This is a genomic window from Hymenobacter guriensis (assembly GCF_015773195.1).
Classification (GTDB): Bacteria; Bacteroidota; Bacteroidia; order Cytophagales; family Hymenobacteraceae; genus Hymenobacter; species Hymenobacter guriensis.
Genome location: NZ_JADWYK010000002.1, coordinates 447165 through 470749 on the forward strand (window position 1 = coordinate 447165; position 23585 = coordinate 470749).

Annotated in this window: 20 protein-coding genes; 8 read left to right on the forward strand and 12 right to left on the reverse strand. The window is 58.2% G+C overall.

From position 1 onward, the window contains the following. Positions 1-6 precede the first annotated feature (6 nt). The 7 genes from nadD to I5L79_RS05435 form a co-directional block, all read right to left on the reverse strand. Positions 7-585, reverse strand: coding sequence for a nicotinate (nicotinamide) nucleotide adenylyltransferase (gene nadD, locus I5L79_RS05405; protein ID WP_231402795.1), 579 nt, complete (start codon positions 583-585; stop codon positions 7-9). Position 586: 1 nt separating this feature from the next. Next, positions 587-1171 (reverse strand): guanylate kinase, encoded by a 585-nt coding sequence (gmk, locus tag I5L79_RS05410; protein WP_196953982.1) that lies wholly within the window; start codon positions 1169-1171, stop codon positions 587-589. Positions 1172-1180: 9 nt separating this feature from the next. Beyond that, the gene (locus tag I5L79_RS05415; RefSeq protein WP_196953983.1) at positions 1181-1465 is read right to left on the reverse strand and encodes a hypothetical protein; all 285 of its coding nucleotides are present in this window, start codon (positions 1463-1465) and stop codon (positions 1181-1183) included. A 20-nt stretch (positions 1466-1485) separates the two neighbouring features. After that, on the reverse strand, positions 1486-2124 hold the full coding sequence (locus tag I5L79_RS05420) for a sigma-70 family RNA polymerase sigma factor (protein ID WP_196953984.1): 639 nt from the start codon (positions 2122-2124) through the stop codon (positions 1486-1488). Positions 2125-2208: 84 nt separating this feature from the next. After that, positions 2209-3492, reverse strand: a complete 1284-nt coding sequence (locus tag I5L79_RS05425; protein ID WP_196953985.1) for an O-antigen ligase family protein — start codon at positions 3490-3492, stop codon at positions 2209-2211. Between the two features lie 2 nt (positions 3493-3494). Further along, on the reverse strand, positions 3495-4550 hold the full coding sequence (locus tag I5L79_RS05430; RefSeq protein WP_196953986.1) for a glycosyltransferase family 9 protein: 1056 nt from the start codon (positions 4548-4550) through the stop codon (positions 3495-3497). After that, positions 4547-5317, reverse strand: a complete 771-nt coding sequence (locus I5L79_RS05435) for a glycosyltransferase family 2 protein (RefSeq protein ID WP_196953987.1) — start codon at positions 5315-5317, stop codon at positions 4547-4549. Before I5L79_RS05435 ends, I5L79_RS05430 begins: the two co-directional genes overlap by 4 nt. Before the next feature lie 464 nt (positions 5318-5781). Between I5L79_RS05435 and I5L79_RS05440 the strand changes: the two genes are divergently transcribed. After that, positions 5782-6240, forward strand: coding sequence for a T9SS type A sorting domain-containing protein (locus I5L79_RS05440; protein WP_196953988.1), 459 nt, complete (start codon positions 5782-5784; stop codon positions 6238-6240). Positions 6241-6276: 36 nt separating this feature from the next. Here the strand turns inward: I5L79_RS05440 and I5L79_RS05445 are convergent, their stop codons facing one another. Next, positions 6277-8880 carry a lamin tail domain-containing protein gene (locus I5L79_RS05445; protein WP_196953989.1) on the reverse strand — a complete coding sequence of 868 codons (2604 nt, stop codon included), beginning with the start codon at positions 8878-8880 and terminating at the stop codon, positions 6277-6279. Between the two features lie 116 nt (positions 8881-8996). On the opposite strand from I5L79_RS05445, the gene I5L79_RS05450 reads away from it, so the two are divergent. From I5L79_RS05450 to I5L79_RS05460, 3 genes are all read left to right on the forward strand, one after another. Beyond that, on the forward strand, positions 8997-9992 hold the full coding sequence (locus I5L79_RS05450; RefSeq protein WP_196953990.1) for an aspartate-semialdehyde dehydrogenase: 996 nt from the start codon (positions 8997-8999) through the stop codon (positions 9990-9992). Positions 9993-10106: 114 nt separating this feature from the next. Next, entirely contained in the window at positions 10107-10727 is a 621-nt protein-coding gene (locus I5L79_RS05455) for an energy transducer TonB (RefSeq protein ID WP_196953991.1), read from the forward strand. Positions 10728-10799: 72 nt separating this feature from the next. Further along, on the forward strand, positions 10800-11216 hold the full coding sequence (locus I5L79_RS05460; RefSeq protein ID WP_196953992.1) for an energy transducer TonB: 417 nt from the start codon (positions 10800-10802) through the stop codon (positions 11214-11216). Positions 11217-11273: 57 nt separating this feature from the next. Here I5L79_RS05460 and I5L79_RS05465 read toward each other — a convergent pair whose 3' ends face one another. The 3 genes from I5L79_RS05465 to I5L79_RS05475 all read right to left on the reverse strand — a co-directional run bounded on the left by I5L79_RS05465 (position 11274) and on the right by I5L79_RS05475 (position 14628). Beyond that, entirely contained in the window at positions 11274-12032 is a 759-nt protein-coding gene (locus I5L79_RS05465) for an alpha/beta fold hydrolase (protein ID WP_196953993.1), read from the reverse strand. Positions 12033-12155: 123 nt separating this feature from the next. Then, positions 12156-13850, reverse strand: a complete 1695-nt coding sequence (locus I5L79_RS05470) for an Ig-like domain-containing protein (RefSeq protein ID WP_196953994.1) — start codon at positions 13848-13850, stop codon at positions 12156-12158. Between the two features lie 244 nt (positions 13851-14094). Continuing rightward, positions 14095-14628, reverse strand: coding sequence for a YceI family protein (locus I5L79_RS05475; protein WP_196953995.1), 534 nt, complete (start codon positions 14626-14628; stop codon positions 14095-14097). Between the two features lie 318 nt (positions 14629-14946). On the opposite strand from I5L79_RS05475, the gene I5L79_RS05480 reads away from it, so the two are divergent. From I5L79_RS05480 to I5L79_RS05490, 3 genes are all read left to right on the forward strand, one after another. Beyond that, positions 14947-18423 carry a PAS domain S-box protein gene (locus tag I5L79_RS05480; RefSeq protein ID WP_196953996.1) on the forward strand — a complete coding sequence of 1159 codons (3477 nt, stop codon included), beginning with the start codon at positions 14947-14949 and terminating at the stop codon, positions 18421-18423. Positions 18424-18503: 80 nt separating this feature from the next. Then, positions 18504-19709: an AAA family ATPase gene (locus tag I5L79_RS05485; protein ID WP_196953997.1), complete on the forward strand. Its 1206-nt coding sequence runs from the start codon at positions 18504-18506 to the stop codon at positions 19707-19709. Next, positions 19706-20275, forward strand: a complete 570-nt coding sequence (locus tag I5L79_RS05490) for a hypothetical protein (protein WP_196953998.1) — start codon at positions 19706-19708, stop codon at positions 20273-20275. Before I5L79_RS05485 ends, I5L79_RS05490 begins: the two co-directional genes overlap by 4 nt. Positions 20276-20330: 55 nt before the next feature. Here the strand turns inward: I5L79_RS05490 and dxs are convergent, their stop codons facing one another. After that, a complete protein-coding gene (gene dxs / locus I5L79_RS05495) occupies positions 20331-22274 on the reverse strand; it encodes a 1-deoxy-D-xylulose-5-phosphate synthase (protein ID WP_196953999.1) in 1944 nt (647 codons plus the stop codon). 213 nt (positions 22275-22487) lie between these two features. Here dxs and I5L79_RS05500 point away from each other — a divergent pair, with 213 nt between their 5' ends. Further along, the gene (locus tag I5L79_RS05500; protein WP_196954000.1) at positions 22488-23567 is read left to right on the forward strand and encodes a lysylphosphatidylglycerol synthase transmembrane domain-containing protein; all 1080 of its coding nucleotides are present in this window, start codon (positions 22488-22490) and stop codon (positions 23565-23567) included. Positions 23568-23585: the final 18 nt, after the last annotated feature.

Below are 23585 nucleotides of genomic sequence, written 5' to 3' on the forward strand. Positions count from 1 at the left end.
AAGACACTACGCCTGCCAGTACTTGTTGCGTTTGATAAGCTCATCGACGGCGGCCGGCACCATGTACCGGATAGAGCGGCCAGCCCGCACACACCCACGAATAAAGGTGGCGGAAATATCCAGTAGCGGCGCCTCTACTATCCGTACTTGTGCTGTCACTTCGGCTATAGGCGTACCGGGCCGGGGATACACATAAATACTATACTCAGCCATAATCCGGCTGGCTTCTTTCCAGCGGGGCAGGCCCGGCAGATTGTCGCCCCCCATCAGCAGCACAAAGTCTTGTAAAGGGTATTGCTGCCGCAAGGTATCCAGGGTGTGAATGGTGTAATTGGGTTTGGGCATTCCAAACTCAATATCCAGCACCCGCAACCGGGGGTTATTCGCAATAGCCGCCTGCACTAAGGCGTAACGCTCAGCTTCAGGCAACAGCTCCTCTCCTACTTTAAACGGGCTCTGCGGCGAAACCACCAGCCATACGGCATCCAGATCGGTATGCGTGGCCATAAACTCGGCCAGTATGAGGTGACCGGTATGGATAGGATTGAAGGAGCCGAAAAGCAGTCCTACTTTAGCCTTACTCAACTCACAGAATGGCTGGTTCCGCCGTAATAAAGTCCCGCACCAGCTTTTCGGCCTGGGCCGTAGCGGCATCCAAGTCATCATTGATGACGACTTCATCGAAGCGGTCCTCGAATGTCAGCTCAAACCCGGCTTTGTAGAGGCGCGAGGAGATACTGGCGGCAGAATCAGTAGCGCGGGCCCGCAGGCGTTGTTCCAGCACCTGCATGGAAGGCGGCTTCACGAAAACGGCCAAGGCCCGGTCCTTGTAAAACTCTTTGATGCTCAGCCCCCCTTTCACGTCCACATCCAGCACGGCGTGTTTGCCGCTGGCCCAGATGCGCTCAATCTCCGATTTCAGCGTGCCATAGAAAGCGCCTTCGTAGACTTCCTCCCACTCCACGAATTCCTCGTGACGAATCTTGTCTTGGAATTCCTGGACGGAGATGAAGTAGTAGTCCTGCCCGTTGGTTTCGCTCCGGCCGCGCCGGTCGCGCGTACACGCTGAGATAGAAAAGCTTAGCTCCGGAATGCGCTCCAGCATCCGGTGAACAATGGTGGTTTTACCGGCTCCGGAGGGAGCGGAAAAGGCAATAATTTTCCCCTGCATGGGGCAAAATTAGGCCATTTCTACATTTAACCGTGCCATGATGCTTTCCGACAGCGAAGATGGGGCTCCTTTGCGGCCCACATGCTGGCCCAGGAAGTGAATAAACACCTGCTGTTTCTCAATGGTGTCGAAGCACGGAGAGCAATCCTCGGCATGATTTATGAAGTAATCCTCGTCCTCCTCACTGGGAGAACGGCCTTCAACGATTTGATCCAGAATTGTATTCACTCGTTCACAGTCGGTACCGTTAGCGTCGGCAGCCGGTTGGTCTTGTTTTGTAGAGGTAACATCCATAGTCGTTAGGGAAGAGAGGGTTAATCGTGGTCTTCCGCATCCTCATCGGCCTCAAGGTTACCACCGTAGCCGATTGATTTTGCGTATTTTTCAAGTTTGTCTTTCAAAAAATTACGTGCCCGGTGCAGCCTTGAGCGAACGGTACCGATGGGGATATCCAGCACTTTGGCCATTTCCTCATAGGTGAATCCCTCCAGGTCGCAGAGGATAATCACGGTGCGAAAATCCACGGGCAGCGAGTTCAGCGCGCTGGCCACTTCGTCGCCGATGAGGTCACGCACGGATTGCTGCCGCAAGTCAGACGATGTGCTTCCCGCATCGCCCTCAGCCTCCACATCCTCCGTATTGTAATAGCCTTCAATTTCGCTGTAGTCGACTTTGGCAGGCTGTTTACTTTTTTTACGGAAGTCGTTGATGAATGAGTTTTTCAGGATGCGAAACAGCCAAGCCTTGGCGTTGGTTCCCGGCTCGAAGTATTCGAAGAAGCGGTAGGCCTTCAGATACGTCTCCTGCACCAGGTCATTGGCATCGTCCTCATCCAGCGTAAGCCGGTAAGCAAAGTTGTACAAAGAGTCGATTACCGGCATCAGTTCAGCCTGAAACCGGCGGTCCTTCTCTTCTTTGGATAATTTGGAAACCCGTTCGGGAGAATCGCTCATGGGGTGCTAGGGAGTTACGCGGTAGCGGGTGGGGTAAGGCACCTGCATAGGCAGCAGCTAAATGTACGGATTATGACGAGTCCTTCAAGCAGAATCAGCCATAGGATCCATCTGCTGCCGCCTTTCGGCGGCTACCAGCAGAAATCCGTAACAAAATACAAACAGGTTAAAACTTATCTGAAGCTCGAGCAGCGAGTCCGTCAGCATGGCTACGGCGTGCAGAGTCAGGAAATGATACACGTACGCGTTTTGCCACTGCCCGGGTTGCACCATGGGGCCAAAGAGCATCAGCAGCCATAAAGCCAGCCCAACTATGCCCCCCCCTACCAGCTGATGCAGGTACTGGTTGTGCACCATCACCTGATTGACGGGCCGCAAGCCGAAGCTCTGGCGGGCATACTGTGCCTGCATAGCCTGGCGAACATCGGCGGGGGCCGCGCCCACCCACGGATGCTGCCGGCTAACGGCCAGCGCCGTGTGCCAGGCAGCCAAGCGCTTGGAAAGGGAGTAGTCGTTGATATCGTGCCGAAGCGTGAACTGCTCTAGGTCGTACAGGGAAGCCGCCACCCGGTTGCGCACGGGCAGCAAGGTGTGGTACGCTACAAGGGGGCCCAGCACCAGCAGCACCAGCAGCCCAGCCCCCAGCAGCCAGCGTCGCCGGGCCACCAGCACTCCGGCCCTCAGCAAAAGTGTAGCGTAGAAAACAAACAGCCCGGTGCGGTAGGCCAGCATGTGAAGGACCAGCACGCATACTGCCGCACTACCGACTGCCAACACCCGCTGCCAACCTGCTGCTCCGGGCTCCTGCCCCAACAGCCAGCCAAAACAAGCGGCCAGCGCGAGCATAACGCTGAAATGGATGTGAAAAATACCCGTGATAGAAGGCAGGTTCTGCCCCAGCGCAAACAGCTCGTTGGCGTGCGTATACTGCCGGAAATACTCCCTCAGCGTACCCAGCGCCACCAGCGCCGTGCCCGCTACAAACAGCAGCCCGACCCCATAGCGCTGCCGCCCACTGAGCGGCACACTTAGCCCAAAGGCCAGCGGGAGGGCCAGCAAGGGCAACTGGCGGTATACTTCGTGGCGCCACACCGGCCAATCGGAGGTATAGAGGGCGCTAACCCACCAGAACAGATAGAGCAGGGCGGGGAACCATGCGGTACGCAGCCGCCGGTAACGGCCCCACTCCTGTCGCAACGCAGGATTGGCCAGCACTGCCGCAATGCCCACCAGCGGACTAATAGCCACCAAGGCCCGCGACGCCAGCAAACCCGCCACCCCCGCCACGCAGGCCAGCAGCAGCAGATACTGGGAAAGCTGGCCGCGCCCGTACAGCCGGAATATCCAGGGAAGATGCCGGTTCATCATTTTCAGGCAGAAAAGCCATGGGAAGCAGCTGCCGGTGCCAGTGGCTGCCACCGGGCAATGCGGGCGGCTACCTGAGCTGGTTCAATGGCCAGCATGCAGGAACAACCCGCCGGGTTTTGTCGGCAATCCGAACAATCAGGCTTATCAAACACCACGTACTCGGCGTGCGGGCCCAGCGGAGCCCAGCGCCCCGGATGTACCGGGCGGATAGGCGGAAACAAGCCCAGCGCCTGCCGGCCCAGCGCGGCGCCCAGATGCAACGGCCCCGTGCCGGCCGCTACCAGCCCGTCGGCCGCTGCAATGAAAGCCAGGAACTGCGGCAAGGACAGCTGCCCCGTGAGGTCCGTCAGCAGGCCGGTGTGGGCCTGCAGCCACTCCCGCATGGTATCAGCCTCGGCGGCCGTGCCCGTGACGAACACCTGATGCCCCTGCGCGTGCAGAAGCCGGACTAGCGTACCGAAGTGCGCCAAGCCCCATTCACGGCCGTGGCCGCGGGAGCGGGGGTGCAGGATGATGTTGAGCTTACCTACCGGCTTCCGCTGTAGCTGCTCCATCACAGATGCTGCTAACGCTTCGGAAGCCTGCAGTTTTCCCAGGGGGACAAGCTCCTCCAGAGCAGGAATAGTCTGCAGACCCAACGGACGCAGCAGCAGCATGTTGAGTTGGGATTCGTGCCAGGGCGAGTGGCGGCGGCTCAGGCTTACCAGCCGGTTGCACGTGAGCCAGTGAAACCACCGGTTGCGGGTTCCTATCCGGATGGGAATACCAGCCTCCTTGGCCAGCCGGGCCAGCCGCCGGCTAGGGAATACGTGCAGGATAACATCGGCCCGGACTGCCTGTAAGCGGGCTTCCTGGGCTTGGGTGGGAAGCACTATCAGGTCGTCGTCACTCAGAAACCCATCAACAAAAGGACAGGCAGTGGCTACTGCCCGGGTGTAGTTGCGGCCCAGCACCACCACCCGGCAGCCCGGGAACTGTTGCTTTAGCCAGCCGGCCATAGGCAGCGTCAGCACCAGGTCGCCGATGGCATCGGTGCGGCTGATCAGAAAGGTCTTCATGCCGACAGATTTTTGGTAAGGGCCCGCAGCTTGGCGTATTTAAGAAACACTCCCCAGGCCGATAAAGCGGCTATGCACAAGCCGGCGAAGCCATCCTGCCAGGCTCCCCGCAGCAGGTACAGGTGCCAGAACTTGCCAACCGGTTTCAGCGCTAGGTACCACCAAGCGGCGCTACGCCCTTTGCCGGCCAGCTCCTGCGCCCCAATGGTAGTAAAGCGGTTGAGTTGCTGCACATGGCTTTCAATGGTGGGGTAAGAATAATGCAGCAGGTCGCCGGCCAAAGGCAGCGGAGCGGGCTGGCCGGGTGTTAGCTCGTACCGCTCGTGCAGCAGCTGGCCCTGCCACTGGCCCAGGCGCCGGTCGTAAAGCCGCAGCTTTCGGTCGGGGTACCAGCCGCCGTGGCGCACCCAGTGGCCGCAGTAGTTGGTGAGGCGGGCCAGCGTGTAGCCAGCACCCTGCCAGCTGGCTTTGGCCTGGAGCAGGCTCTGCCGCAGCGCTGCCGTGAGTACTTCATCGGCATCCAGCTGCAGCACGTGCGGGTGCAGCGCCTGCGCCGTGGCAAAATTCTTCTGCTGCACGTAGCCCTCAAAAGCGTGCTGTACTACCCGGGCGCCCATTGCCTGGCAGATAGCCACCGTCTGGTCCGTCGAGAAACTATCGACTACCACTACCTCGTTGGCCACACCGCGCACTGCTTCCAGGCAGCGGGCAATGTTGGCTTCTTCGTTGAAGGTAATAATGACGACGGACAGGGGAACGGATGGCATAGCGGGGCAAATATCCGCATTTTGGCGGGCCGCACCACATTGGGTTACGTTTGGCCGGTTGGCGCATTCACATAAGCATTCCTTGTCCTACCCATCTGCTTATCTCTATGCGACTACCAGTTCTTTTATATCTGTCAACAGTTGCTTTGCTGAGCAGTTGCGACAATACCGCCCGCTTTGACGCCTTTCCAGTCCGCCATCCGCTAAATCTGACGCGCCTACTGGGCTCCAGAGCTACACTTATCAGCCCGCAGGATACGCTGGCGCTGCAAATTACCTTTGACCCTCATACAGGCCTGAACACGCTACGGCAAGGTGCTACCGATACCTTGTTGACAGCTGAAGTTTTTCGTTTCAGAGGACTTTACTACTTCGTCGAGAGCTTACGGGGCTCCAGCTGCTGGGTGCACGCAGTGCGCATTGAGCACGGACAGGTGCAAGGCCTGAACACCGGTTATTGGCAAATGGATAGCTTGACCTCCCTGGTTAAGCAGAACGCTTGGCCCGACCTGATACGCTACCACAGCGCGGCCCGCGACAGTTTCCGCCTGCGCTTTGACCGCCGCACGCTACGCAAGTTTTACGCCGGCCAGCCCGGCATTTTCCCCATATACCGGGTACAACCGGAGAGTACGGCTCAACGGGCAGTGGTAACGCAGCCTCACACCGCCGCGCCCGACACTAGCATCAGCCTATATCCCAATCCCGCTTCCCGGCACGCCACGCTGGATTTTGGCACTGCAGCTCACCGTGAGGTGCAGGTATATACCACCCAGGGCAGGCTGCTCAAGTCTTACTCCTCTGAAGCCAGCCGCTTTGTGCTGCCCGTATCGCAGCTACCCGCGGCAACTTATCTGGTATGTATTACCCCGATGAACTCATCCAAGCAGAGCCGTACATTTCGTTTGCTCGTGCAGCATTAGGTAGCAGCCTTGAGCTTATCGAAGCTGGAGGTTATCTTAAAACCGCGCCCCTACTACCACCGTGCGCTTGTACTCGCGCTTGTCGCCACCGATGGGCCGAAATAGTTCGATGTGCAACACGTACACGCCCACGCCGGCTTTACGGCCCTGGTCGGTGAGGCCGTCCCACTGCACGAAGCCGCTGGTAGCCAGCGTCTGGTTGCGCACCAGCTTGCGCACGGGGCGGCCCTGCGCGTCGTAAATGGTCACGCTGGCGGCGTAGCCGGTTTGGTCGAGGGTGTAGTTAAGAGTGGTAAAATCCTGCTGGCCATCAGCATCGGGCGTGAAGACTTCGGGCTCCAGGCTGAAGAGCTTGGTGCCGGTGGGGTCTTCCTGCAGCTGGGAGTTGCGGCGGCCCGGCGTAGCGTAGCCCACGCTGCCCGCTGCCGAGTGAAAGTTGCCGGCCTCGTTGCTGCCCGCCGCCCGAATCCGCTCCAGCGACACGCCGTTCACATCATCCAAGATTGCCAAGTGTTGCTTGGCGCTGTATGGCACACGCTCCAGTGGGGCCCCGGTTCGGTCATACAGTGTTACAATCCCAGCGTCGTCGGGGAAAGTGGGCAGGTCGGCTAGCTCCAGGAAGGCAGCCGGCTCCGAGCTGGTCGGGTATTGAGCCTGCACCACATCGGGCCGCTCCGTGAGTGCCACCAGCTGGCCGGGAGCCAGCACGTACGCCTCACTGCTGATAGAAGCGGCATCCACGCTGCCATCGGGCTTTTCGTTGCCGATCTGCCAGCCCTGCAGGTTGATGTACTTGGCCGAGCGGTTGAGCAGCTCCACAAAATCGTAGCCGCCGGTGCGGGGGTTGAACAGGATTTCGTTGACGACTACATCCCCGCTTACAGCTACCGAAGGCAGCGCTACCGTAGCCGTGGCCGCCGCGCCGGTGGCATTGCCCACGCAGTCGGTGGCGCGCTGCACGCTCATGGTCACTGGCTGGCTGGGCTGCAGGGCCGTTCCCAGCGTCAGCTCCACCACCCGAAAATCGGGGCTGACGGCAGCTACCCGCGTAATGGTGTTGCCCGCAATGGTGTAAAGCGCGGAGTTGCTGGCGGCCACACTGTCGAGCTTCTCGCTGAAATACAGCCTTACCGACGTAGCGCTTAGCGCCAACGCCCGTTGCAGGGCCGGGGGCCGGCTGTCGGTGTTGGCAGTGCGCACGGCATTGGCGCGGCCGGGTGTTCCGCCGCTGGGGTCGGTGCTGGCCGTCCAGTTTTCGATGCCGCCGCAGGGGTTAGCCGTATCTATCATTTCCAGCGCCCAGCCACCCTCTTTTTTTTCAGCATCCTTGTACCACGTATCCGAGTAGCGGATTTCGAACAGCGTCTGGCCGGCGGGAGCACGCAGCACCAGCTGGTCGCCGCCGTTGCTGAGGCTGGGAAAGTTGCTCACCCCGAAAACCTTGCCCGTGCCAGCAAACTGCTCGGCCCGCGTACTGCCGCACACCACGGCATATTCTCCGGGCAATAGCGTGGCCGTGGCCGGAAAAATGGCCGGGTTGCTATTGCTACCGGGCTTGAGCAGCCGGATGCCGCCCAGATTCAGAATGTTGGCCGTGGGGTTGTAGATTTCCAGGTACTCTGAGGCAGGCAGGCCAATCACCGGCGTTTCATCGGCCAGAATTTCGGTAATGAGCAGCTGGTTGACGCCGGGCGAAATAGCAAAGCCGCTGTTGGTAAAGCTCAGGTTGAACGGCCCCGTCAGCACATTCCCGAACACATCGGCCACTGTACGGATGACCAGCGTATTGGCACCCGTGGGTAAATCGGCGGCCAGCGTGAGGTGCACTACGTTCTGGTTTTGCGCGTCGCGGGTGGCGCTGATGATGGCCGGGCCGCCGCTGAGCTGGTAGCTGCCCGCGGCCTGGGTTTCGCTCACGGCCTCATCAAATACCACATCCAGCTGGCGGGCAGCAGTGGGCATGGCCCGCACCAGGCCGGGCGCCTGCCGGTCCGTTACTTTGAAATCATCAAACAGAAAGCTGCGGTTGTTGCTGGACGAGTACGTGACGATGACGCCCAAATAACTGCTTTGCAGGTAGGTGTTGTCTTCGCCAATGCCTTCGAGCTGGTAGCTTTGGCCGGTGCCGGTGTAGTCCACTTCCAGGGTCCAGCCATCGGCCAGGGAGCGGGTCACGCGCACGCGGGCTAGGTTATTGGTGGTGGAGCTCAGGCTTTGGTCGCGGCCATTTACCACGTACACGGGGCTGCCGGTGGCATCTTTGCGGAACAGACTTACCTCGTCGGGGGTGCCGCCCAGGCGCACGAAGTAGCCGCGGTTACCGGCGCCTTTCAGATCAGCCTGCTCCGAGAGCAGCCACACATCGGCGTAGTTGCCGGAGCTGGTGGCCAGCTTCAGATTTGCGTAGAACTCCCAGGTAGCGCCATTTGCGGCGGTGCTGGCCGTAGCCAGCTGCTGCACGGTGCCGGTGGTGGCGGGGCCGTTGGTCTGGAGCTGGAGCTGCGCGTTTATCTCGAAGCCAGCCGCGTCGCCCGTCCAGGCGGGGTTTTGGGTGAAGTTGCCGTCGGCGAAGGTTTCGGTGAGCTGAGCAGCGGCAGGCAGCGCCAGAAGTGCAAGCAGGCAACAGATAAAGATGCGCACGGGACGGCAGTTAAGGGTAGCGGATGCGTCGTTAGAAATCGGAAACGGGAGAAATATACCGAGAAATCAATCCTGATGCTAGTGTACATTTACGCCCGACAAACCTTGTAACTCTTATGAAAGTAGCTGTCGTTGGTGCCACCGGCCTGGTCGGGGGTGAAATGCTGAAAGTGCTGGCAGAGCGCCAGTTCCCCGTCACGGAATTGATTCCGGTGGCTTCCGAAAAATCGGTGGGCCAGGAAATTGAGTTTCTGGGCAAGAAATACAAGGTGGTAAGCATGGACGACGCCATTGCGGCCCGGCCGGCCGTAGCCATTTTCTCGGCCGGCGGCTCCACTTCCAAGGAGCACGCTCCGCGCTTTGCGGCCGTGGGCACCGTGGTTATCGACAACTCCTCGGCCTGGCGCATGGACCCTACCAAAAAGCTGGTGGTGCCCGAAATCAACGCCAAGGACCTCACGTCCGAAGATAAAATCATTGCCAACCCCAACTGCTCCACCATTCAAATGGTGGTGGCCCTCAACAAGCTGCACGACACCTACAAAGTGCAGCGTATTGTGGTAAGCACCTACCAGAGCGTAACGGGCACCGGCAAAAAAGCCGTGGATCAGCTTATGGAAGAGCGCGCCGGCCAGACGGCCAGCAACCCCGCCTACCCTCACCGCATCGACCTGAACGTGCTACCCCACATCGACGTGTTCGAGGAAAACGGCTACACCAAGGAGGAAATGAAGATGGTGAAGGAAACCAAGAAAATCCTCGGCGACGACAACATTCGGGTGACGGCTACCACGGTGCGCATTCCCGTCATGGGCGGCCACTCGGAGTCGGTGAACGTGGAGTTTGAGCGGGAATTTGAGTTGGAAGACGTGGTGCGCATCCTGCGCGAAACCGAAGGCGTGGAAGTGGTAGACGACGTGAAAAACAACGTGTACCCCATGCCCAAGGATGCCCACGGCAAGGACGCCGTGCTGGTGGGCCGCCTGCGCCGCGACGAAACCCAGCCCCGTACCCTCAACATGTGGGTGGTAGCCGATAACCTGCGCAAAGGCGCCGCCACCAATGCCGTGCAGATTGCTGAAAAGATGCAGGCTATGGGGCTGCTGGGGTAGAAATTACCGGGCTCGGCTTTACAGGCCCTGGGGCAGTTGCTCCGGGGCTTTTTTGTGTCTTTGTGCCAATTCCGGCATCTTTGCTGGCCTTATCACCTCACTCTCTATTCTGTAATGTATTATTTTCGTTGGCTGGTTTTTGTAGCCTTATGCAGCGCCGCAACTGTCCAGGCGCAAACCACCGATAAGCCCGCTCATTTGCCCTTCTACACCTATGTGGAGCAAATGCCTATATTCCCAGGAGGGCAAGCGGGGCTGCTTGAAACACTTGGCCAGACCATATACTATCCCACGGCCGCCCTGGAGCAGGGCATCGAAGGCCAGGTATTTGTGCAGTTTATAGTAGGCACTTCAGGCAGCGTTGAGGACGTGAAGGTGAGCAAAGGCACGCATCCGCTGCTGGATGCCGAAGCTGTGCGAGCCGTAGAAAAGCTACCCGCGTTTACGCCCGGTCGTCAGGTAGGCAAACCAGTGCCGGTATCCTTTACTTTACCTATCAAATTCCGGCTGCCCCCAAACGTGAAGGAAATACTGGCAGCCCGCGCCGCTGGCACCGATACCAAAACGGAGTTAGCCCGTTTCAGCGGGGGACCTGAGGCGCTAAGGGCTTATCTGAGTAACCTTCCTCTCCCGACGGGCTACAACGCGCTACCCAACTCGGTTCGTCCGCCCCGGGTATTTGTGTCATTCGAGGTGGATAGCACCGGCGCTATTTCGAAAATAGAAGCTGTGTAGCAGCCCGCTGAAGTCCGCCGTCGCCAGCGCTCTGCCATACCCGCTCCCGATGCAGCGCTGCTCGCCGCTGCTGTGGCCCGCGTCAGCGCTATGCCGGCCTGGGAGCCAGCTATGCTTTATGGTAAGCATGTCAGCACGCAACACACCGTGCCGGTTACTTTCGGCCCGGCGGGCCCGGCACTTTCGTATGCCGACCAGCTACCGGTTTTTCCGCTACCGGGCGATGTACTGAGCTTTACCGGCCGTCGGATCCGCTACCCGATAGCGGCCTTGCATAACAAGACGCAAGGGACCGTACTGGTGTATTACGAGGTAGCCGAGGATGGCCGCCTGGAAAATTCAGAAATCATCCGCTCCGTGTCGCCGGAAATTGATGCGGAAGCGCTACGGGTGTTTCGCACCGACTTCCCCACCTATAAGCCAGCCCAGCACCAGGGTAAGCCGGTCCGGGTATTCTTCATCATACCACTCACATTTAAGATAATGTAACCTGCCTGGGGTTTCATGGGAGCTGGAGTCTGAACAGAGTAGGATCGGTAAGCGCGCCTACTGCCCAAACACCAACCCCGCAAAATCCACCACGGCGCGGCGCGTCAGCTCCGGCTCCTCGAAGTAGCCGAGGTGGCCAACGTTGTCCAGGAGCAGCGCATGGCTTTGGGCCGGCAACGCCAGTTGGGGCAGCAGGCTTTCTACCGGCACGGCCACGTCGTCTTTACCGGCAATAAACAGCACCGGAAACGTAGCTTCCTTGAGTACATTGGTGCGGTCGGGGCGGGTTTTCATGGCTTCCAGGGCACCCAGCACCGTGGTTTCGGGGGTGGCGCGGCCGATATCCTCCAGCAGCTGACGCTGCTCCAGCATTCGCTCCCGGTTGGCCGGCGCAAACAGGGGCCGGATAAACGACTCCATAAACTTATCTACCCCGTGCCGGCGCACAAAGTCCATGTTTTTGTCGCGGTTTGCTTTCTTTTCGTCGGTATCCGGCAGAGCAGTGGAGTGAAATAGTACGAGGCCCGCTACCATACCGGGGTAGCGCTCCGCGAAGGCCAACGCCACGTAGCCACCCATGCTGTGGCACACCAGCAGCGCCTTTTCTACCTGCTTTTGCCGCAGCTGATCGGCTACGTAGCGGGCCTGCGCTTCCAATGAGTAGTCCCGGATGGCGTGTACGTTGGTGCCGTGCCCGGGCAGATTAAGCGTGAGTAAGCGGTAGTGAGTCGGAACGCCGCGTGTGAAGTCCGTCCAGATTTCACGGGATTCGGCGAAGCCGTGCAGAAATACAATAACCGGATGCGAAGAAGGCATAGGCAGGGGCCGCGCCGGGCGTAATTCAGTTTCAGGCCCCGGCCGCCGCCAAATATAGAAGGCAAAACAGCAGGCCCGGCCACGCATAGTAGCCGGGCCTACCAATAAAGAGGGCATAAGCTCCTAATGCCGGTTGATTTTTAGTACCTGTTGCTCGTTGCCCTGGCGCACGGTAAGGTAGTATACCCCGGCCCGTAGCGCGGCAGCTTCCGGTACGCTCAGCTCCATAGCTTCCCCGCTGGCAGCGGTAGTCTGGCGCGTTGCCACGGTGCGGCCCAGCATATCCTGCACGGAAACCGTGAGGCCGCCTGCCCGCTGCCCAACGAGTGTAAGTGTAAGCATCTGCTCAAACGGATTCGGAAAGGCTACTGCCCGTAGTGTGCCCCCCGCAATGGCCGGGGTTACTCTGGCCACCTCGGAATAGCTTACGGCGCCGGAGAAGTCGGTTTGCCTGAGGCGGTAGTAGATGGGATTCTGGCCCAGCGACCGGGCGCCGGTATCGGTGTAGCTATAGCGGCTTTCGGCCGTAGAGCTGCCTGCAGCCTTGCGGGCCCCGATTACCTGAAACTGCTTGCCATCCAGGCTGCGCTCAATGCTGTATTCCTTGCTGTTGCTTTCAGAGGCTGTAACCCAGAGCAGCTGTGCACCGGCATCGGTCCAGGTGGCGGCGAACTTGGTAAGCTCTACCGGCAAAAACTGGCTTACCGTTACAGTAACTCCCTGCGCATTGGTGCAACTTCCGGATGAGCTTACTATAGTGTAAGTGGTGGTAGTAGCCGGAGCTACCGCCAGGCTGGCAGTAGTGCCAATTACCGGGCCGGTCATGCCACCGGTATGCCAGGTATAGTCGGCGTTGGTCAGGTTGGAGGTAGCCGTTAGCGTGATGCTCTGATTGGGGGTGATGGTACTCGCCGTGGGCGAAACAGCCAGCGTTTGGCCCGCCGTCGTCACCAAGGCATCCGCCGACGTAGTGCAGCCGGTCGGATTGGTGCAAGTCACCCGGTAGGTTGTCGACACGCTGGGGTTCCTAGTCAGAGTTGGACTGGTTGCGCCCGAAATTTGGGTAGCCGTGCTGCCGCTTACCGTGTACCACTTATACGTCCCACCAGTTAGGTTGGAAGTTGCCGTCATTGTAACGGATGTTCCCGGGCAGATCGTGGTGGGCGTGGGCGAAACGCTGAGCGTAGGCACTGTGATGGTAATGGACTGCGTAGCTGAGGTGCAGCCAGCAGAGGTACTGGCAGTTACTGTATACGTAGTGGTGACGGTGGGCGACACCGTCAGTGTACCAGCAGTAGTTACTGTGGTCATTCCCGGCGCCGACCAGGTATAAGAAGACGAAGAAGCCCCGGTAGCCGTCAGGGTTGTCGAGTTGCCGGAGCAGATAGTGGTGATGTTGTTGGTTGCTGAAACCTTAAGGGATGGATTGATGACCACTTTCACGCTTGACGTTTTGCTGGGGCAGGTAGCGCCGTTTTGCCCTTGCGTAACAGTGCTGGTTAGTGTGTAGGTGGTTTGTACTGTCGGATTAATAGTCAGTGTGCTGGTGGGAATACCGCCACTGACTGTAACTGTAGGTGAAAGCGTTTGAACTGGTACAGCACTCCACGTCAGTACAGCCCCCACGGTCGTGGAAGTACCCTGTAGCTGAAACGCCGAGCCTGTAGGGCAGGTAACCACGGTAGTAGAGCTGCCGTTGGTTCCCGTGGCGCTTCCGCCCGGGTACGTAATAATGGCTTTGTTGTCGCAGCCATTCTGACTGTGTGCCAGAAAAGGCAGCAGGATGAGGCTGAAAAGCAGAAAGTAGGTGTGTTTCATAACTCGGTAGCGGTTGAGGGTGGACAAATGCAATTCCCTTGCTACCAAATGTATATAGTAAATACATTATTGCATAATATCAATTATTAATTTAAATAAAATACTTTAATAACTCATATAAGCTCAAATTAGTACCATATCTCCCATCACGTAAAAATCTTAAATCATAATACAATACACCAACAAAAAAGCTGCTCCCATATTAGGGAGCAGCTTTTTTGTTGGTATCCAAGTCAGAACCGTACTAGGCCTGCTTGGCAAATTGCACGCTGGCCAGCAGCTTCACTTCGTCGCTCACCACAATGGCGCCGGCTTCGGTAATACCATCCCACGTAAGGCCAAACTCTTTGCGGCTGATCTTGCCGCTCACCTCAAAACCGGCCTTCTGGTTGCCGTAAAAGTCGGTTGCTACCCCACCGTACTCCACGTTCAGCGTTACGGGCCGAGCGTTGCCGCGCAGCGTCAGAGTGCCGTGCAGCTTGTACTCGCCTTCGCCGGTTTTCTGCATCGAGGTCGAATCGAAAACCAGTTGCGGGTGTGCTTCGGCGTCGAAGAAGTCGCCCGATTTCAGGTGCTGGTCGCGCTGCTCCTGATTGGTGTCGATGCTGCTGATATCAGCCGTAAAATGCACCTTCGCCGTTTCAAAGTTGTCGTCTTCGGTTTCTACCTCCCCGGCAAACTGCTTGAACGAGCCCGTTACAGTTGAAATAACAAGGTGCTTCACTTTGAACTGAACTTCGGAGTGCGTGGGGTCAAGAACCCATTTAGTGGTAGCCATGGTGCTGGAAGTGAAAAGGAGAAGAAGAAATGAAAGACTACGAGTGGTAAGCCGCAAAGGCGCTGACTGATTGACGAGGCAAATATACAACTTATGTACATACATACATGTACCTACACAAATTAGTTTAATTTTATTTTTCAACTCCCTTCTAACGCGTAAACAGCTTCTTACAGTTACGAGCCCGGTACCTTACCACACGCGTTCCGATTTTTTCCGGCTTCTTTCTTCAGCCAGCGCATAAATAGCCCGGCAAGTAGTACCTTACTTCTTACTACCCGCTCATCTTGCCCCGCTCACTGCCTGCCCTGTTGCCTCGTGAATGCCCCTCCCCTCCTGTCCTCTGAGTCCTGGCAACGGGATTTTGCTCTTTTAGAAGAGGTCTTCGACGCCGTAGTGCTCCTGAACCAGGAAGGGCAGCTTACGTGGGCAAACGCCGGATTTGCTAACGTTTTCGGCTTTGGCAGCTTCCGGCAGGTGCCGGATTTACTTGTCAGCGCGCTGGCGGGCGCCGGGCTGGCCGACTTCCGGCAGCAGCTGCAAGCCAGCCGGCCTGTGCGCGCTGAAGCTCCTTTTCAGCGCGCTGATGGCTCTCTGCGCTGGATGCGCCTGAAGCTGCAGCCGCTGGCCGCGCCTACCGCCGAAGCCGCCTTTATCGGGCTGCTGGAAGATATCAGCGAGTGGAAGCAGACGCTGCTGGAGCGCGAGGAGCAGATGCGCTACCTCACCGAGCATATCCCGGGTGTGCTGTTTCAATGGCGGGCCAATGACGACGGCACTTCGGGTATCAGCTACATCGGCCCCCAGCTGCACAGTATCTTCGGCCTGACGCCGGGGCAGGCCCTGCATCTGGCCGATTTTGTGCACCCCGACGACCGGCCGCTGTGGTTTACGGCCCTGCGTCAGGCCCGCAAAGCCGGGGGCTCGTGGTCGTTTGAAGGCCGCCTGCAGGTGCCCGGCCAGCCGTTGCGCTGGTGCCGGGGTACGGCGGCCTGCTCGGTTTCGGATGCCAGCGGCCGTTTGTACAGCGGCATTCTGCTGGATATATCGGCGCTGAAAAAGGCCGAGGAAACCGTGCAGGCCAACGAGGACCGCTGGCGCTCGGCCATTGAGCGGTTTGGCGACGGAGCCTGGGAATTCAACTACCAGACGGGCGAGGAGTACTTCTCCGAAACCTACCGTACCATGCTGGGCTACAGTGAGGAGGAATTTGCCCTGCTGCCCACCTGGCAGCAACACGTGCACCCCGACGACCAGCCGCTCAGCATCCAGGCTTCCGATGCCTACCTAGCGGGCCGCACGCCCCTCTACACCGTGGAGCGCCGCCTGCTCTGCAAGGACGGCAGCCACAAGTGGGTGCTTACCCGGGGCCTCGTCACTACGCGCGATGAGCAGGGCCAGCCGCTCATCATGACGGGAATTCACACCGATATTTCGGCGGTGAAGCAGGCCACGGCCGATCTGGAAGCCAGCACCCTGCGCCTGTACACCACCATTTCCAACTTTCAGGAGGGCATTCTGCTGGAAGACGAGCGGCACCGCGTGGTGCTGGCCAATGAAGCCGTGTGCCGGATTTTCCAGCTCGCGGCCACGGCCGAGCAGCTCGTCGGCTACGATACCAGCCAGCTGGGCCAGGATATCGAGCACCGGTTCCGGCATCCGCAGGAGTTTCTGCAGCGCTACCACGCTATTGTGAATGCCCGGCAGCCGGTAACGGGGGAGCTGTTTGTGTTGGCGGACGGCCGCACCCTGCAGTGCGACTTTGCCCCGATTTTCGTGGAGAACCGCTACATCGGCCACCTCTGGAAATTCCAGGATATTACGGCGCGCAAAACCAGCGAGGATTCCCTGCGCCGGCGCGAGGAAAAGTACCGGGGCATCATCGAGAACATGAACCTGGGTTTGGTGGAAATGGACCTGGACCTGCGCGTGACGTACGTAAACCAGGCGTTCTGCGACATTGCCGAGTACTCGCGGGAGGAGTTCGATGCCCAGCCCGTGATGCAGTACATGCTCAGCCCCACGGACCTGGCTTTAATGCGGGAAAAGGACCAGCGCCGGCAGGAAGGCGAGTCAGAAACGTACGAGCTGGCTATTACAAGCAAATCGGGCGAAGTAAAGTGGCTGCTGGTAAGCGCCGCCCCGCTCTATGACGACCACCGGCGCGTGCACGGCACCATCGGCATCACCCTCGACATTACGCCTCAGAAACGGCTGGAAAACCATTTGCGGGCCGCCAAGGAGCAGGCTGAGGAGTCGGCGCGGGCCAAGGAGCTGTTTCTGGCCAACATGAGCCACGAAATCCGCACCCCCATGAACGCCATCCTGGGCATGGGGCAGCTGCTGGCCAAAACGCCCCTGAACGCCGAGCAGCAAAACTACCTGCGCGCCATTGCCACTTCCGGCGAAAACCTGCTGGTGATTCTCAATGACATCCTCGACCTCTCCAAGATCGGGGCCAGCCAGCTGCTGATTGAGCGCATTGGCTTCAGCGTGACAACGCTGCTGAAGCAGGTGGAAAAAAGCCTCCACTTCCGGGCCGAGGAAAAGGGCCTCAGCTTTGGCGTGGTGCCCGATGAGCGGCTGCCCGCCGTGCTGCTCGGCGACCCGTACCGCATCACCCAGGTGCTGCTGAATCTGGCCAACAACGCCATCAAATTCACCGAGAAAGGCGCCGTGGCCATTACCTGCGAGCTGCTGGAAGCCACAGCCGAGGACGTGCTGCTGCGCTTCGAGGTAGCCGACACCGGCATTGGCATCGACGCCGACTACCTGGTGGATATCTTCAAGGAGTTCAGTCAGGAAGACTCCTCTGTGACGCGTAAGTTCGGGGGCACCGGGCTGGGACTGAGCATCAGCCGGCGGCTGGTCACGCTCATGGGCGGGCAGATTGAAATCGACAGCCTCAAGCACGTGGGCACCCGCAGCCAGTTTACGTTGCGTCTGCCAGTGGGCTCAGCCGCTGATCTGCCGCAGAAAGCTTTTATCACCTCAGCTACCCGCGAGAAGCTGCGCGGCCAGCGCATCCTGCTGGTGGAAGACAACCACTTCAACCGCCAGATTGCCAAGGGCTTTCTACAGAACGCGGGCCTGGAAGTGGTGGAAGCCGAAAACGGAGCCGCCGCCGTGGAGCTGGCCCGCCAGCAGGTGTTCGACGCCATTCTGATGGACGTGCAGATGCCCATTATGAACGGGCTGGAGGCTACCAGTTACCTGCGCCAGCAGCTGGGGCTGGTTACGCCCATCATTGCCCTCACGGCCAACGCCATCAAGGGCGAGCGGGAAAAGTGCCTGAAGGCGGGCATGAACGACTACCTGGCCAAGCCCTTCCAGGAAGACGAGCTGCTGAAGCTGCTCTGCCTCTGGACCCTGGGCGACGACACGCTGGAAACCGCTGTAGCCGTGGAAGCGCCCGCGCCGCCCCCGGCCGAGCCGCCGCTTTATAACCTGAGCATCGTGCACCAGATCGGGCAGGGCGACGCCTCGTTTACGGTGCTCATGCTGGAGTCCTTCATCGAAAGCTGCCAGGAAGCCATTGCCGAGCTGCAGGCCGCCGCCGTGGCTCAAAGCTCCGATGAGATGCGCGCCGCTACCCACAAGCTCAAGCCCAGCCTGGAGCACCTGGAGGTGCACCGCCTGCTGCCCACCGTGCAGGCCCTCGACGTGTGGCGCCAGCCCTTCGACGCGGCTGTGCTACTGCCCCGGATTGCAGAAACCGTGGCGGGCCTGGAAGAGCTGATAACCCACATGACGCGGGAGCTGCGCGCTTTGCGGGCAGAGCTGGAGGAGGAGTAGCGGGTTGCCGCTTCGGCAGCGGTTAGCGTAGAACAGTACCTTTGTTTCCCGCCCGTTTGGCGGTCAGAATTCGCATAGCTATGAACGAGCAACTAATCGTCAAAAACTTCGGCCCCATCAAAGACGCCACCGTGGACTTCAAGAAAGTGACGGTGTTTATCGGCCCGACGGGTGGGGGGAAAAGTACGCTGGCGAAGCTGGCGGCGGTGTTTAGAAAATCTGATTTTATAAACTTGATAGACTCCGAAGCAACTATTGAACAAATATTATCAGAATACGAGCTAGAAGATTATTTAAAAAGAAGCAATTTATACATAGAATGGAATAATAACGGCACAATATTTGAATTCAGTAACAGGAAACGGAATTCAAATCCAATAAACGGAATAAAAGAACTTATAACAAATGTTTATGAAAATCCTTTTCATAAGGATATAATAGAAAATTTTAGTGAATTAATAAAAAAAAGCAAATATAAAGACATAGCAAATGAATTAATAGATAAGAAGGAGGAAATTATAAGAAATTACATAGTTGAAAGATTAAAGGAAGAACTTTATAAATCATCCGCAGAATACATTCCAGCTGAAAGAATTCTTCTTTCAACTATAGGAAATTCATGGGCAGGAATTATAAGGGATGACATCAACTTACCTAAAGCATTAGTTAACTTTGCCAATACATATGCTAAAGCAAGGAAGGAAATAAAGAAGTTAAAATTAGATTTCCTTTCATTAAGCTATTTACGACTCAATGAACATGACTATATAAGTATCAAAAATAAAAAAATTAATATACCTCTCGAAAAGGCAGCAAGTGGAATACAGTCAACTATTCCACTTATATTAATAATAGAGTATTTTTCTCGTCAAAAAAACAAGCAAAGAAATTTTGTAATTGAAGAGCCAGAACTCAATCTATATCCTTCTACACAGCAAGGTTTATTAAACTGGATAATATCAAAATGCTCATCAAATAGCAATGATATAATTATGACAACCCACAGCCCCTACATTCTCTCTCACCTCAACCTTTTGCTCTATGCCTACCAGGTAGCCGAAAAGCACCCCGACCGCGCAGAGGATGTGGCCAAGATTGTACCGCGGGCAAGCTGGATAAACCCTCAAGAGTTTGCGTGCTACCAGGTGGAGAATGGCGGCGTGCAGTCGTTGGTAAATGCGGAATTAGGCCTGATTGACAATAATGAGCTGGACGCTTTATCCGGTGATGCCGCCGACGCCTTCGATAACCTGATTCGCTTATCCAAAGGAGTAGCCGTACGATGATTGCGCTGATTCAGGAGAAATTTCCGTCGCGGATAGCCACGCCCTGCGTCAGCAGCCACACCGATACCGAGTTTCACGTCTACGACCCACCGCTAACTGTGCGGGCGGAAGGTGACACCAGCCCTATCAGGCGGCAACCCTGCTCCCGCCGCATCGGCGAGCCGCAGGAAGCGGATTTGAAAGTCAGCAACCCGCAGGCCCACATCATTCATTTGGTTGCTATTGACGCTTGCAGCTACTTATCCGACGATGCCACGCGCTGTGACTGCGCGTTAGTTCGTGACCAGGATATCCGTTTTGTGGAGTTCAAGCACGGCACCAAAACGCGCCGCTCGGAGCGGGTAAAAAGCTGCATCCCGCAACTGGCCGCCACCATCAACGACTATTTCAAGGCCGGCATCATTGCGCCGAAATCCGTAGTCCTAGCCATTGCCTGCGTTGGGTTTCAGGAGGAGTTTCCACCCCGCTCGGCGCAGCTAGAAGCCCGCCAAGCCCAGCTCAACTTGCTCGTTGGTGATGATATAGTCGTTGAGTTGATAGTAACGGACTCAACCACGTTTGCCTGAAATAAAAAGCCCCGCCAGGTTCGTCTGGCGGGGCTTCATTATCTCTAACATTTTCTTATAGAAGCACCGTTTCCACCGGCGTGGTAGCCGCTACTTTGCCAGCCATTTCGCGCAGGGCGGCGGCAATGCCGTCGGCGTCGAAGCCACACTCTTTGTAGAGCTCATCCTGGGTGCCGTGCTCCACTATGCGGTCGGGGATGCCGAGGCGCTGCAGGGGAAGGTGGTAGCTGTGGTCGGCCATGAACTCCAGCACCGCCGCGCCGAAGCCGCCGGGCAGGCAGCCATCTTCCACCGTCACCAGTGCTTTGTACTGCCGGCAGATGTGGTGGAGCATTTCCTCGTCCAGGGGCTTGCAGAAGCGCATGTCGTAGTGGCCAGGGTTGAGGCCCTCGGCCAGCAGCTGCTTGGTAGCCTTCACGGCGTAGTTGCCGATGTGGCCGATGCTGAGCACCGCCACGCCTTCACCTTCGCGCACCACTCGGCCGGTACCCACGGTAATCTTGCGAAGCGGCTTGCGCCATTCGGGCATTACCCCCTCGCCACGCGGGTAACGGATGCTGAACGGACCCGCGTTTTCGGGTAGGGTGGCCGTGTACATCAGGTTGCGCAGCTCCTCCTCATTCATGGGCGCCGACACCACCATGTTGGGGATGCAGCGCATGAAAGCCAGGTCGTAGCAGCCGTGGTGAGTGGGCCCGTCGGCGCCGGCAAAACCAGCACGGTCAAGGCAGAAAACGACGTGCAGGTTCTGCAGAGCCACATCATGCACTACCTGGTCGTAGGCGCGCTGCATGAAGGAGGAGTAGATATTGCAGAACGGCACCAGTCCCTGCGTAGCCAGGCCGGCCGAAAAGGTAACGGCGTGCTGCTCGGCAATGCCCACATCAAAGGCACGGTCGGGCATCTGCTTCATCATGATATTCAGCGACGAGCCCGAGGGCATTGCCGGCGTCACACCCATTATTTTGTCGTTTTGCTCAGCCAGCTCCACCAGCGTGTGCCCAAACACGTCCTGGTACTTGGGCGCCTGGGGCGTAGTGTGGGTTTTCTTGTGGATTTCGCCCGTCACCTTGTCAAACAAACCCGGCGCGTGCCACAGGGTCTGGTCTTTCTCAGCCAGCGCGTAGCCTTTTCCCTTTACCGTCACGCAGTGCAGCAGCTTAGGGCCGGGAATGTGCTTGAGGTCGGCAAGGATGGTAGCTAAGTGCTGCACATCATGGCCATCCACGGGGCCGAAGTAGCGGAAGTTCAGCGCCTCGAACAGGTTGCCCTGCTTGAGCAATGTGGCCTTCATAGCCTGCTCCACCCGTTTGGCAATCTGCTGGGGGTTGGGGCCGAACTTGCTGAGCTTGCCCAGCACGTTCCACAACTCGTCGCGCACCTTGTTGTAGGTGCGGGAAGTGGTAATATCGGTGAGGTATTCCTTGAGCGCGCCCACGTTGGGGTCGATGCTCATGCAGTTGTCGTTGAGAATAACGAGCAGGTTGGATTTCTCCACTCCGGCATGGTTGAGGGCCTCGAAGGCCATACCGGCCGTCATGGCTCCGTCGCCGATTACGGCAATGTGCTGGCGGTTGAACTCCTTTTTATAATCGGAAGCCACGGCCATACCAAGGGCCGCACCGATGCTGGTGGAGCTGTGGCCCACGCCAAAGGCATCGTATGGACTTTCGCTGCGCTTGGGGAAACCCGACATGCCGTGGTAGCGGCGGTTGGTCGGGAACTTGTCGCGGCGGCCGGTCAGGATTTTGTGCCCGTAGGCCTGGTGGCCCACGTCCCACACCAGCTGGTCGTAGGGCGTATTGAAGACGTAGTGCAAGGCTACCGTCAACTCCACCACGCCAAGGGAGGCGCCGAAGTGGCCGCCGTAAATGGAAACCGAATCGATGATGAACTGCCGCAGCTCCTGGCTTACCTGCACCAATTGGTCGGGGCTCAGCTTTTTCAGGTCGTCGGGCGAGTTGATAGCCGCCAGCAGGGCACCAGGTTCAACAATCATCTGCAGGAAAATAAATAAAGCGAAACTAACGAAGCAACAGGGAGTTAGCCCGAAAGGTTAACACGGCCTTGCGCCGCACGCTCCGTTAGCTGGCAAAGGTACGAGTTTTCCGAGCTACCGGTTGAGGCTAAACGACATTACAGCCAGTCCGTAAGCCTATCTGCCCACAGCCTTTTTAATGGCTACCTTTGTGTATCACCCTTCGCTTTGCTTATGCCCGTGACGCAGCCCACCCAGGAACAGCAACTGCTCGACAAGCTCCGGCCTTCGCGCATTGTGCTGCCGGTACTGCTGGGGCTGAGCGTGGTGGGCTTTATGTTCTGGCGCAGCTACAAGCCCGGCGACTTAGCCCCGCTGGCCGATGCCAGCCCGCTCTGGCTGCTGGTTTCCCTGCTGGTGCTGGTAGCCCGCGACGCCGGCTACGTGTACCGCATCCGCCATATTTCGGAGCGGGTGCTCAGCTGGCGGGCCTCGCTGGATGTGATTATGATCTGGGAGTTTTCGTCGTGCATTCTGCCCTCGGCGGTGGGCGGCACGTCGGTAGCGCCGTTTCTGCTCAACAAGGAGGGCATCACGCTGGGCAAGTCCCTGGCTTACGTGATGGTGACGGCCCTGCTCGACAACCTCTACTACGTGGTGATGGTGCCCCTGGTGGTATGGCTCGCGCACGAGGGCCTCTACCCCGACGAGAACCTGAACAGCGGCTTTATGACCACGCTGAAAGTGGCGTTTGGGTTGAGTTACGTAATGGTAACGGCTTACTCCGCCCTCATGCTGTACGCGCTGTTCATCAACCCGCTGTCGGTGAAGCGGGTACTGGTGCGGCTGTTTTCGTGGCGGGTGCTGCGGCGCTGGCGCTCCAAGGCCTACCAGCACGCCAACGAGATGGTGTGGGCTTCCACGCAGATCCGGGGCAATGGGGCGGGCTACTGGCTGCGCGCTGTGCTCAGCACCGTGTTTGTGTGGACGGCGCGCTACTTGGTTATTGGCTGCCTGATTGCGGCCTTCGTGCCCACCACGCCCAGCGAGTTTACGATGATGTTTGCCCGTAACATCACGTACAAAGTCATTCTGCTGGTAGCCATTACCCCAGGCGGCGCGGGCATTGCGGAGGGCGCCTTTCCCACGTTCTTCGGCAAGTTCATCGGCACGCCTACCATGACGAACTTCATCGTGCTGCTGTACCGCATCGTCACGTACTACCTGTACCTGGTGCTGGGCGCCGTGTTCCTGCCGCGCTGGGTTACGCGCGTGTTCGGGCGCCGCCCCGAAGCCGCAGCCCGGGTTTCGTAAGCATTTGGCATCTCGAAC